Source organism: Bacillus sp. SRB_331, from assembly GCF_003264175.1.
Classification (GTDB): Bacteria; Bacillota; Bacilli; order Bacillales; family Bacillaceae_G; genus Bacillus_A; species Bacillus_A mycoides.
Genome location: NZ_NADV01000006.1, coordinates 1 through 12058 on the forward strand (window position 1 = coordinate 1; position 12058 = coordinate 12058).

The window sequence follows — 12058 nt, forward strand, 5'->3', positions numbered from 1 at the left end:
ATGAATTTTTGATTAGTGAACTGGGTTTAATTAAAGGGATCACTGAAAATCAATTAAAAAGTTTCTGTTAAGGTTCATTATAGATAATGTATTACATCCCCCGAAAATATCCTGAATTTTTCGGGAATATGATTATTATTAAAAGTAAATCATTTCAAAGACATTCAACTTCTTCAACTCACTTTTAGAGTAGGAACCTCTTTTGTTATTACTTCAATCTAATCCATTTTTATTTTTAAATTTCTTTTACGAACGTTCGAAGTTTCATCAAATAACTCGATTAAATAGTCACTTGATTTTTGCAATCCTGATTCACACTGGCACGGACAAGGAGCCGTAAGGATGAAAGAGAGGTAGGGCTTTCATTGTTTTAGGTAATATACTATCTAAGTCATTATTTCTAGAAGAAAATACAATCAATCTCACCGCTATCTTTCAGAGTTCCTTACATCTACTGAGACAGTGAATAGTAATTGTTTATCTTCTTTACGTAAAATTGATAAACGAACTGGTAACACCATATGGTCAACTACAAAAAATGGTTTCCAGACCAGGAAACCATTTTTAATTTTATTTACATAACAATAGTAAATTAAGCAGTAAGAAGGAGTGCACACATGAAAAAAATGTTAACAAAAGAATTAAGTAATGAATTAAAGAAGCGAGAAGGAATCATTTCTATTACAGTTGAGCCTTATGAAAAAATCGAAGTTGGTGGAATTCGTGTAGATGGACCAGCTGTTATTCTAATTAATCAAGAATAGCTAAAAATAGTTGTATGAACGAAGAAAAGGATCAGCCTTTACGAGAAGGGAAGATCCTTTTTGTTTGCTGCAGCTAATATGGGATATACATAACTTTTATCTAATGTATTGGGGTTAAAAGGAAGGAGAGGGTCGGGATTATCATAGTGGTAAGCTTAATATTGGTAGGATTTCTTTTTATGTTATATAAATTAGTTGCTTAAAAAAACTAATTATTTGAACCGATAGATTGTTTTCTTTTTAAGGGCGAGATTTATTTTATAGGAAAATTGATAATTTTAAGGAGGAATTTAGATGGATGCAAGGAAACAACGCATAAAATACGAGAAGATGTCAAAGAACTATGAACGTATTTCTTTAGTTTCGTTACTCCTATTAATTGTACTTGTTTGTAGTAGTGTGATTATCATAGGAGCTACAGGGGGGGAATATGGAGTGTTTTTGTTGTTAGCAATTTTACTTAACGCACGTATTACTAAAGAATCTCAAAAAAAGTATGAGCAGTATTCTAATAAAGGGCGTATTTAAAATGATACATATCTTGAAAGGAACAACCTGGATGTACATGCAAAGTATCCCGATATCATCACCTATTAACTAGAAAAAGTGACCTTATATAAATAATTTTTTAGCAATTTAGAAATAGAAAACGTACCTTATTAAAATGTTATTTTCGTTCACATAATGATTTATCCTTCTAGCATATTTATAAGATTTATATCATATATTAAGAGAAAGAATGTAAGTTAGAAAGGAGTCTTATAGAATGAGTTATTTGGAGGGAAATGACTTTAGTGAACAAAATATGGTAAGTGTACCTAATCCCTACGTATATCAGACATTACAATCGGTAATTGGTAAACATGTGGTTATTGAAACTGTAAGAGGTAATGTAAGAGGAAAGTTAAAGGATGTGAAACCAGATCATTTGCTCATTGAAGATACAGTACCGTATATTGTACGTATTCAACAAATTGTATGGATTATGCCAAAACAATGATCAAATTACATCTAATTTAATTTATAACAGATTGGTGTCATAGACGACCAAATAAAAACACAGGGTATTATCTCTGTGTTTCTTCAAATTTTCGTTTTTGAATATATGCTTGAGCATGAATAATTTCTTCCTGAAGCTCTTTTAATTCTTTCATAGATTCTGACTCAATAGCCATGTAAGTAGTAACTAAACTGATCATCATATCCATCTTCTCTACTATATTTTGAATGACCTGTTCAGATTGCTCTTTTTTAGGGTGTTGTATTGCTATTAATACATTTTCTATATAATTGTTCTTTCTTTGCTGGATATCATAAATAAACTGTTTTGTGTTTGAGTTCATTTGTTGTTCCTCCGTTTTGGATATATTTCCATTCTATCATATTTGAATAGAAAATATTGGATTCCTCTAAATTTACACCTGTCTCGCACATCTCCTCAAATATACAAACTAACTCCTTAACGTACAGAGAACTAATCAAAATGTGTCGATTTTATGTCTAAACGTACAATTTTCTTTATGGGCCTGGTGACCCCATGCCCATCAACCTAATATTTTGAAGTAACCCAAAACGATAGAAATAAGCTTAATTATTATAAAAGGTAAAAATATTTGTTCCGCGGGGATCTAAGATATCAACTTAATGGCTATGCAGCAGTCCCTATACCTATTAAACTAAATATAAAAAGTACCGCTAGAAGGATTACTGTTTAATGCCGACGAAATTTTTGTAGAAAACTTAGTCGTGAGGAGAAGATAACTTGAACATAGAAAAGATTTTTGAGTATGAAGTGGATCAAGAGTTAAGGCTGGCTATTCAAAGATTATTAGTAGAGTGTTTTGAAGAAAGTTACCCTCGGGAAAGAATCTATTTTAAACAACTCCCTCATTTTAGATTATTGGCTTTAACTGAGAAAAATCAACTTATTGGTCAGGTAGGTTTGGATTATAGAGTGATGAACTTAAATGGTATGCCTATAAGAGTTCTTGGAATTATTGATTTATGCGTATCAAGAGAAGCTCGTTCCTAAGGAATAGGAAACTTATTGCTTGTAGAAATAGAAAATTTCTGCAAGGGTAAGTCTATTGACTTTCTACTCTTATTTGCCGATAACAAAAGCTTGTATTAAAAAAAAGGATACAAATCGGTAGAGAATAAATGCAAGTGGCTTAAAATAGATGAACAAAATCAGACTACTTTCAGCATAGGAAATGAAGTTATAAACGAACTTATGATTAAGGAACTGGGAAATGTAAAATGGCAGGATGGAGAGTTAGATTTATTAGGCTATCTTTATTAGACTAGAGGTACGTTAGTTGAAAAAGGTGTCCTACCTCATCGCGATCAAGCTAAGGTTTCACACTATCCATAAAGTAAAAAAGACGTTATCCTTTCTGTATATTTCTACAAAAAGAATAGCGTGTTTTTCGTTTTATGGATACAACGGTTCTGTTGCAAAGTTTTTCAAATTGAGCTAAACTGTAGGGGATTTGAGATGAGGAGAATGATACATGGGATACTTTAAAGGAAAACAATTCAAAAAAGATATTATTTTGGTAGCCGTTGGCTATTATTGTCGTTTTTCTTTAAGTTATCGCGATGTATCTGAAATCCTAAAAGAACGTGTTATTTTCGTTCATCCAACAACAATTATGCGTTGGGTCCATGAATACGACAATCTGATCTATCAAATTTGGAAGAAGAAAAACAAGTCATCATACCATGTTTGGCATTTAGATGAAACTTACATCAAAGTTAGAGGAAAGTGGTGCTATCTTTATCGTGCAATTGATGGAGACGGGCATACTTTGGATATTCACCTTCGTAAAACACGTGATCATCAAGCGGCTTATATGTTTATGAAGCGACTCATCAAAGCTTTTGGAGAACCAGCGGTTCTTACTACAGACAAGGCTCCTGCCTTGCTTTGTGCGTTCAAAAAATTACAGAAAGATGATTTTTGTACACATACTAAATATTGCACCGTCAAACATCTAAATAACCTCATTGAACAGGATCATCGACATGTAAAGCTGCGCTTTGCCAAATCTTCTGGATTTCAAACTATTCGTCATGCTTCACGTACCATAAAAGGAATCGAAACGATGCAAGCCATATATAAACAGAGACGAAGTCTTAAATCAGACTCCGTCTTTTCTGTGTATAAAGAATTACAAAAATTAGTAGCAATTGCTTAAATTATATCCCAATCGATAGCCCTCTTTATCTTTTTTCAGCTCTGCAACAGAACCTTTGCAACAGAACCTTTGCAACAGAACCTAATATAACCTATTGATAAAATGAAATACTGAAATCATATTAGATTGATTCACGTTGTAATTCATTAGATACAGAAAGAGACATACAAAAACGCCACCCTTTCCTATGATTCTACAGAAAGAATAGCGTATTTTTTCATTTTAGAGAGGGTTTTGTTTTATTAGCTTAATAACATTGGGTTTCCAACAAAATTCCAAAAAAACAAAATTTATTTTTTAGAGTAAGTTGTGGGTTTTTAAACCAGAAAGATATATTTTTAACTATAAAAACTATGACAAAATTTATCCTGTTTTCCTTTTTGTCTACTTGTTAAATTCAGCAAGTAAAATATTTTTAAAAGGATTAGGACTGTCAGTTCTACCCAAACTATTCCAATTGACGACCAACGTATGCTTGCCTCCAAGTTTACCTCCAACAAGAGTAGTAAACCCTAGAATGCCACCTGTGTGTCCCCATATCGAGACACCGCTTGGAAGCTTAGTTTCATAGATTCCAAGACCATATCCATCGATTCCTTCTTTTCCTGTAGGAACTGTAGTAAGCATTTGTTTTAGTTGCTGTTCTTTCAGTAATTTGCCACCGAGCAAGTAAGAGAAGAATTTATTTAAGTCGTCAGCAGTAGAAATCATATCTCCAGCTGAGCTAGCTACACTTGGGTTATAATAAGTAACGTCTTTTAGCTCACTTGTTCCGTCTGGTTGGACATATCCACGGGCATGGTTAGTGCCTGGAATAACGCTTGAATTGCCAGGTAGGAATGTATTCGATAATTCAAGCGGTTCAATAATCCGATTTTCAATCTCTTCCGCGTAGCTGTTTCCGGTTACTTTTTCAATAAGAATACCCAGTAATACGTATCCTGTGTTTGAATAAGACCAACCCTTTCCTGGGGCAAAGTCTGGAGGCAGAGAAATCCCCATTTTCACTAACTCTTCAGCCATATACGATTTTTTTGTATCCATAAAATCAGCATCTTTTGACCTTGAGTATTCAGCGATACCACTTGTATGGTTCAATATCTGCCGGATAGTAATCTGGTTACCATCATATCCGTTTCCTTGAATGACACCAGGCAACCATTTTTCGATAAAGTCGTCTAGATTCAAGCGGTTCTCTCCAGCTAATTGAAGTACAACCGTTGCGGTGAACGTCTTCGTCACGCTGCCAATGCGAAAGCGGAAATCTGTTTTCATTGATTGCTTGGTGCTTAGATTCGCTATCCCAGCGGCATACCCCCACGTTTTTCCACCCTCCGAAGTTTTAGCAAGTATCCCCGGGTATCCAAGTTGCAATGTATCCCGCATTGCCTGCTTGACGGAAGTACGATCTCGTTGAGGATTTGTTTGTAACGAACTAGATACATTTTGAGTGGGCTCTGCTTTTACAATTGAGGTTGGTGTTGTATATAACAGGGAACTTCCAGCTATTAAAAGGGCCAGACTTGCAAATGTAATTTGAATACGTGTTTTCATAAGGCATTCCTCTCCTATATTCATATTGTATAGGTGGTTGCTTGCTGTTTCATTCTAACCACACAGCTATCATCTTCACCGATTACAAAAGGTCAACATTGAATTTGTAATCATCTTCATAAGTATTATTTTATCAACGCCATTCTGCCCTAACAAACGGTAAATCTCTCTTTTTTCACATGTTTGTAAACCACAGAAATTACTTCTTTTCCTTGAAACACTTTTGTTACTAGTTTGTTTTTCATATATAAGTCATATCTGTTCCGCCTTTCACGCCTCGTAATATTTTTATCCTATACAATGAAACTCTCTTTTTCCTTACCCATTCCTTACAAATTTCTTACGTTCAAAATAGATTCTATTTATTAATATTATTTAAAATCTGCGATACGATTTAATCTTAATTTAGTTGTTTTATAGAAATATTTCTGGTTTTTAGAAAGAAATAATCGGAATATTCATTATTTTCTATATTATTTTTAGAAAATAATCCCATTAATAGGAGTGTTATGATTTAATTGTTAGTCAATATCTCACTTTTAGAGCGTTAGTGTCTTTGAGAAAGTCTAAGCAAGCTATTGATTTCATTACCATCACAAACGAACTGCAAAAAAAGAATAGGATTGAAGAGGCGGGAGAAGTCTCTTATCCCACTCAATTAGTTTCTATCGCCCCTATTTAGTAAACTTAAGGAGCTCGTTTTTATGAAAACTACCGAATCAAAAAGTCTATGGGGAAATACAATTTATTTACAAGTTTTCTCTGCGTATTCACTGCTTATGCTCGGAGTATTTATTGACATGTTAGCCATTATGACCATTGTTAGTTTTGAATGGGAAGTAGACCCCACCATGATTGGATTAATTCCCGTTGCGTATGCACTTCCTGGGATTATATTTAGTTCATGGGCAGGCGTGATTGCTGATCGCTTTAGAAAAATTCCAATTATGATGTTTTGTAATCTAATGGTTGGTTTATTAACAATTGTTCTTTTATTTGTCCAAAATATTCATTGGCTTTTATTAGCATTAATGGTTCGTTCCATTTTCACCGTTTTTTACTATCCTGCACAGCAAACACTAACACGACAGATTGTTTCTCCTGATTTGCTTACCAAAGCGGTAAGTATCAATGGGATAGTTGAGCAAGGAACCAAGATACTGGGCCCACTTATAGGAGGAATGTTACTGAGCTGGTTTCAGCCAGAGTTTTGTTTGATTATAAGGGCAATATGCTGTTTACTAGCTGCTTTGGTTCTGTTGCCCACAATAAGGTTACAGGAATCTCTGTCAAGAGAACATATAGAAAAGAAACAGCAAAGTACTTGGACTGCTTGGTTACAAGGTTGGGGTTATGTATTATCCAATCGGATGATATTATCAACCATGATTTTCTTTACAATAGCTATGGCAGTATTACAATTAGTAGACTCACAGTTCCCTACTTTATTTAAGAGCTTGTTCCCAAATGATAAGAGTAAAATGGGATACATCATTTCTATTATTGGTCTTGGAGGAATAATTGGCGCATTCTTAACTCAGAAATTAAAACATTTTCAATATGGTTGGGTAATATGTGGAGGTATTGCTTTAATGGGAATTGGCTTTGGGGGAATTAGTCTGATAACTCTGGTAAGTCCTGATACATCCCTCATTTTTGCCTATCTGATCAGTTTTATAGCTGGTATTGGAAGTGGACTTATGTTTGTATCCAATCAAGTCATTCTACAAATAGAATCTCATCAAGAACAGGTCGGAAGAGTATTTGGGATTCAAAGCAGTTTAGCAAATGCAGCCCTCATTATTTCTCCTGCTATGAGCGGTCCACTGGTTCACTTTTTCGGAGTAATTGAACTCTATTTTTATGTGGGTATTGGGCTCATCATCATTGCAGTAATTGGGGTTTCACTACAGAAATATTTATGGGTTACACATAAACAAGAACCTATAAGAGTAAATAATTTTTGAAGGGAAGAGTTTTTATGACCAATGAGGAATGTTATCCATTAAGTCACCCGCAGAGAAGAATATGGTATACAGAAGTTATTCATTCTGATAAGGGGATATGTAATTTAAGGTTCTTATTTAAGCTTCATCGAAAAATGAACTATTCAAAATTAAACCGAGTTGTGAATCGTGTTATCAGTGAAAATGACGGTCTGTGCATCAGATTAAAAGAAAATGGGCATCAGGAACCTGAACAATCTTTTATTAAACATGAAGAACAAGAATTTGAGTTTTTCGATTTCAGTTCTGTGGAGGATCCAGATTTGCTTGAGAAATGGGTCGAGCAGAAAACAAAAGAAACGTTTACATTATTTAATTCAAATTTATACTATTTCGCTTTAATAAAATTAAACGATAATGAATGTGCAGTCTTTGGGAATGTTCATCATGTTATCATGGATGGTTTATCAATCCAAATATTTATCAGTCAGATTGCAAAATATTATGATGAGATGCATAACGAGACTGAGGTAGGCGAAATTAGAAATTCATATGTTCAATTTCTGGCCAATGAACAAACATACTTGAATGGTAGTCGCTTTCAAAAAGATCAAAAATTCTGGTTAGAGGAATTTAAAACACTTCCCTCTGTGACGGGATTGAAGCCCTATAATACGTACCAAGTTAGTACCAAAGCATCACGTGAAACGTTTATATTATCGGAGTATTTGAAGAAAAAGATAGAAAAATTTTCTGAAGATTACAAATTTAGTTTATATACCCTTTTTGTTGCTGCTTTCTCATTGTCTATGTATCGGTGGACCTCATCGCTTGATATTGCATTAGGAATGGCTTATGGCAATCGTATGACTAAAATGGAACGGGAATTAATTGGAATGATGGTGAGTACGGTGCCTCTAAGAATGGATATCGATCCAGAAGAAGAGGTACTTTCATTTATTGGTAGGGTGTCCAGAAAACAAAGTAAATCATTACGACATCAGAAATACCCATTTGATTTGTTATTAAAGCAGATTAATAAAGAGAATAACAGCAATGTTAGACTTTTCGGAACTACGATTGATTATAGAGATCGTGATGAAAGTGGTGACTCACTTTGGATTCCAAATGGTGAAGAAATGCAAGATTTTGCAGTACATATTGAGAATTTGACTGATATAGACTCTTTACAAGTACATATTGACTATCGTAAAGAGCTATTTTCTAAAGAAGAGATAAACCGCTTTTTTAAAACCATGTTAGCAATAATAGAAAATACATTTAAAAACCCAAAGCAAAAGGTTTCTGAGATTGAAATTATTTCAGAAGAAGATAAAAGAAAAAGTTTAGTAGAGTTCAACAATCCTAAGCTTGATTTTCCACCTCAAGTAACTATTCATGAATTGTTCGAACAGCAAGCGATGATTTATCCAAATTCTATTGCAGTTACGTATGAAAAAGGAAAAGTTACTTATAGGGAGCTAAATGAACGTGCAAATCAGTTAGCTCATTATCTGCAGAAAAAAGGAGTAGGACCTGATACTTTAGTTGGGCTGTGCGTTGAACGTTCTCTAGAAATGATTGTAGGTATTTTAGGGATTTTGAAGGCTGGTGGAGCCTATGTTCCACTTGACCCAACATATCCAGAGCAGCGACTTCAATATATTTTAGAGGATGCTGGCATTCAGTTATTCGTAACGCAAGAAAGTTTAAAAGAATTGAAATGGTTACCAGAAAATATTAAATCGATTTGCCTGGCTCGTGCTAGAGATGAGATTGGGCAAGAAAGTAAGACCTTGCCGTTTTCTGATGTAAGTTCTCAAAACCTAGCTTACGTAATCTATACTTCGGGATCAACAGGGAATCCAAAGGGCGTTATGATAGAGCATCACAATGTCATTCGTTTATTTAAATCGACGGATTGTTGGTATCAGTTTAATGAAAAAGACACTTGGACGCTTTTTCATTCTTATGCATTTGATTTCTCAGTATGGGAAATTTGGGGAGCATTATTATATGGTGGGAAATTAGTTGTTGTCCCGTACTGGATTAGTCGATCGCCCAAAGATTTTTATCAATTATTGGTGGAGGAAGAAGTCACAGTTCTAAATCAAACACCTTCCGCATTTCGACAGTTAATACAGGTGTGTGAACAAGAAGATGAGAATAAAAACTTGCAGCTGCGTTATGTGATATTTGGTGGAGAAGCGTTAGAACCTATTAGCTTGTTACCGTGGTTTCAAAGGTATGGGGAGAAAGAACCGCAGCTAATTAATATGTATGGAATTACAGAAACTACCGTTCATGTTACATATTATCCAATTACTCAAGATGATGTGCAGCATGCTTCAAGAAGTAATATCGGAAAGCGGATTCCAGATTTAGAAGTGTATATACTAGATGCTTATCAACAACCTGTACCTATAGGTGTAGATGGTGAGCTTTATATTGGCGGGGCAGGGCTTGCACGTGGGTATTTAAATAGACCTGAATTAACTGCAGAGCGCTTTATACCTCATCCATTTAGTAGTGATCCGAAAGCAAGATTATATCAGACAGGAGACTTGGCGAGATATTTGCCGGATGGGAATCTGGATTATCGTGGAAGAATTGATCATCAGGTTAAAATACGTGGTTTCCGAATTGAGATTGGGGAGGTTGAGTCTACTTTAAATGCATATGCATCTATAAAAGAGGCTGTTGTAATTGTTAGAGAAGATCAACCGGGTGATAAACGATTAGTAGCATATGTTGTAGGAGATGGAAATGTAGGTGCGTGGAGAGAGTATCTTAAAGCAAAACTACCGAGTTATATGATCCCTTCGGGATTTGTGACGATGGAGGCCATTCCACTAACAGCTAACGGTAAAGTTGATCGTGAGGCCTTACCTATGCCGGAGGAAAAGCAGATTAACAGTGAATCTGTTGCCCCTCGGAATAGTAACGAAAAGATACTGGCTACCATCTGGAAGCAAGTATTAGGTGTTAAAAATGTGGGAATCTATGATAATTTCTTTGAAATTGGTGGCGATTCGATTCTCAGTATTCAAATCATATCTCAAGCAAGTCAAGTAGGATTAAAACTTACTCCAAAGCAAATGTTTGAATGCCCAACCATTGCCGAGTTGGCACAAGTGGCTATAGAAACTCAGGGAGTACAAGCGGAGCAGGGAATTGTGACAGGTGAAGTACCCCTTACTCCAATTCAGTACTGGTTCTTCGAGCAAGAACATTCACGTCCGGAGCATTGGAATCAATCGATGCTTTTAAGAGTAAAAGAGAGATTGGACGTGAAGTTACTAGAAGGAGCGATCTTAAACTTACTAAAACATCATGATGCTTTACGTTTCCGGTACGAACAGTTACCAAATGGAACGTGGAGGCAGAGAAATGAAGGGACTGATGAGCATTCTGTACTTCATGTGGTAAAACGGAACAAAGCTAATGAACAAGCGTGGAATAAAGTAATACAAGAAGAGATGAACATTACTCAAACTAGTTTCAATTTAGTTACAGGTCCGTTAATGAGAGTAGTTTACTTTGAGGACACCTTGTCTGGAAATGATCGAATATTCTGGGTGATTCATCATTTAGTAGTAGATGGAGTATCGTGGAGAATTCTATTGGAAGATTTACAGGCGGTATATAATCAGATGAAACAAGGTCAAGGAGTTCGCCTACCTGCGAAAAGTACATCTTTTAAAGAGTGGTCGGAACGACTGCAGGCATACAGTGATTCGGGTATTTCAAAAGAAGTACAAGATTATTGGAATGAACGGGTAGAAAAAGAAACGATGAAAATTCCAATGGACTATCCAATGCAAGAAACAACAGAAGAATCGATTGATCAAGTGACGAGGACTTTAGGAGTAGAAGAAACACATGCATTGTTACAAGAAGTTCCAGTGACTCATAAGACAAGGATTAATGAGGTACTATTGGCGGCATTAGGACAAGCTATCGTCGATTGTACGAATCAGCAAACGGTTTCTATTCATCTAGAAGGACACGGGAGAGAAGAGATGGTTGAAGGTATTGATCTATCACGGACAGTGGGCTGGTTCACGAGTATTTATCCTGTTCATCTGAATTTTCAAGGAACTAAAACACCTATTGAAGGATTAAAGGCTGTAAAAGATCAATTGCGTCAAATTCCGAATCGTGGAGTTGATTATGGTATTTTACGTTACTTGAAAAAAGAATTACTTCCGTTTTATCAGCAAAAGCCTTCAATAAGCTTTAACTATTTGGGCCAATTTGATCAAGTGTTTTCAAAGGAATCTTTGTTTATGCAAGAGACAGGGTTTACATTTTTAGATCATGCTCCAGATTCCAAGCCATCTCACCTAATTGAGATTATCGGTATGGTAAAAGATGAGAAGTTACATTTTGTTTGGATATATAGTAGAGAACAGTTTTCTAGATTAAAAATTCAAGCGATAGCAGATAGTATGTTGAGGCATCTTCGTCAACTTATAAATAAACCAACAACAGAGTCAGCTTTTACAGTATCAGATTTTGCTGATGCTGAGGATCTTACGGAAGAAAGCTTGAGCAAAGTATTACTTAAATTAACAAAGAAGAGGGTGTAAAG

General features: G+C 35.2%; 10 protein-coding genes and 1 pseudogene. 9 read left to right on the forward strand and 2 right to left on the reverse strand.

Going from position 1 to position 12058, the window contains the following annotated elements; all coding sequences use genetic code 11:
- The 4 genes and pseudogenes from B5P42_RS03520 to B5P42_RS03540 all read left to right on the forward strand — a co-directional run.
- Positions 1–71, forward strand: a pseudogene (locus B5P42_RS03520) (CarD family transcriptional regulator); the annotation flags it as partial.
- A 546-nt stretch (positions 72–617) separates the two neighbouring features.
- Complete coding sequence (locus tag B5P42_RS03530; RefSeq protein WP_000738547.1) at positions 618–764, forward strand: BC1881 family protein; 147 nt, start codon at positions 618–620, stop codon at positions 762–764.
- A 294-nt stretch (positions 765–1058) separates the two neighbouring features.
- Positions 1059–1292 carry a hypothetical protein gene (locus tag B5P42_RS03535; protein ID WP_002144216.1) on the forward strand — a complete coding sequence of 78 codons (234 nt, stop codon included), beginning with the start codon at positions 1059–1061 and terminating at the stop codon, positions 1290–1292.
- 238 nt (positions 1293–1530) lie between these two features.
- Positions 1531–1764 (forward strand): YuzF family protein, encoded by a 234-nt coding sequence (locus tag B5P42_RS03540; protein WP_002068860.1) that lies wholly within the window; start codon positions 1531–1533, stop codon positions 1762–1764.
- A gap of 67 nt (positions 1765–1831) precedes the next feature.
- On the opposite strand, the gene B5P42_RS03545 is transcribed toward B5P42_RS03540, so the two are convergent.
- On the reverse strand, positions 1832–2107 hold the full coding sequence (locus B5P42_RS03545) for a hypothetical protein (RefSeq protein WP_001087720.1): 276 nt from the start codon (positions 2105–2107) through the stop codon (positions 1832–1834).
- 419 nt (positions 2108–2526) lie between these two features.
- Between B5P42_RS03545 and B5P42_RS32495 the strand changes: the two genes are divergently transcribed.
- Positions 2527–2796: a hypothetical protein gene (locus B5P42_RS32495; protein ID WP_258397404.1), complete on the forward strand. Its 270-nt coding sequence runs from the start codon at positions 2527–2529 to the stop codon at positions 2794–2796.
- 481 nt (positions 2797–3277) lie between these two features.
- Positions 3278–3964, forward strand: a complete 687-nt coding sequence (locus tag B5P42_RS03555; protein ID WP_113733660.1) for an IS6 family transposase — start codon at positions 3278–3280, stop codon at positions 3962–3964.
- Between the two features lie 384 nt (positions 3965–4348).
- Here the strand turns inward: B5P42_RS03555 and B5P42_RS03560 are convergent, their stop codons facing one another.
- Positions 4349–5518, reverse strand: a complete 1170-nt coding sequence (locus B5P42_RS03560) for a serine hydrolase domain-containing protein (RefSeq protein WP_113733661.1) — start codon at positions 5516–5518, stop codon at positions 4349–4351.
- A gap of 550 nt (positions 5519–6068) precedes the next feature.
- On the opposite strand from B5P42_RS03560, the gene B5P42_RS33230 reads away from it, so the two are divergent.
- The 3 genes from B5P42_RS33230 to B5P42_RS03575 are packed head-to-tail and all read left to right on the forward strand — an operon-like array spanning position 6069 to position 12056.
- Positions 6069–6200 (forward strand): DnaB-like helicase N-terminal domain-containing protein, encoded by a 132-nt coding sequence (locus B5P42_RS33230; protein WP_369008131.1) that lies wholly within the window; start codon positions 6069–6071, stop codon positions 6198–6200.
- A 22-nt stretch (positions 6201–6222) separates the two neighbouring features.
- A complete protein-coding gene (locus tag B5P42_RS03570; RefSeq protein ID WP_113733663.1) occupies positions 6223–7485 on the forward strand; it encodes an MFS transporter in 1263 nt (420 codons plus the stop codon).
- A gap of 14 nt (positions 7486–7499) precedes the next feature.
- Positions 7500–12056, forward strand: coding sequence for a non-ribosomal peptide synthetase (locus B5P42_RS03575; RefSeq protein ID WP_113733664.1), 4557 nt, complete (start codon positions 7500–7502; stop codon positions 12054–12056).
- Positions 12057–12058 lie beyond the last annotated feature (2 nt).

What these genes read in the sequence shown, in the direction of transcription:
- B5P42_RS03530 (WP_000738547.1), top strand. Translation starts at nt 618, where the DNA reads ATGAAAAAAATGTTAACAAAAGAATTAAGTAATGAATTAAAGAAGCGA.
- B5P42_RS03535 (WP_002144216.1), top strand. Translation starts at nt 1,059, where the DNA reads ATGGATGCAAGGAAACAACGCATAAAATACGAGAAGATGTCAAAGAAC.
- B5P42_RS03540 (WP_002068860.1), top strand. Translation starts at nt 1,531, where the DNA reads ATGAGTTATTTGGAGGGAAATGACTTTAGTGAACAAAATATGGTAAGT.
- B5P42_RS03545 (WP_001087720.1), bottom strand. Translation starts at nt 2,107, where the DNA reads ATGAACTCAAACACAAAACAGTTTATTTATGATATCCAGCAAAGAAAG.
- B5P42_RS03555 (WP_113733660.1), top strand. Translation starts at nt 3,278, where the DNA reads ATGGGATACTTTAAAGGAAAACAATTCAAAAAAGATATTATTTTGGTA.
- B5P42_RS03560 (WP_113733661.1), bottom strand. Translation starts at nt 5,518, where the DNA reads ATGAAAACACGTATTCAAATTACATTTGCAAGTCTGGCCCTTTTAATA.
- B5P42_RS03570 (WP_113733663.1), top strand. Translation starts at nt 6,223, where the DNA reads ATGAAAACTACCGAATCAAAAAGTCTATGGGGAAATACAATTTATTTA.
- B5P42_RS03575 (WP_113733664.1), top strand. Translation starts at nt 7,500, where the DNA reads ATGACCAATGAGGAATGTTATCCATTAAGTCACCCGCAGAGAAGAATA.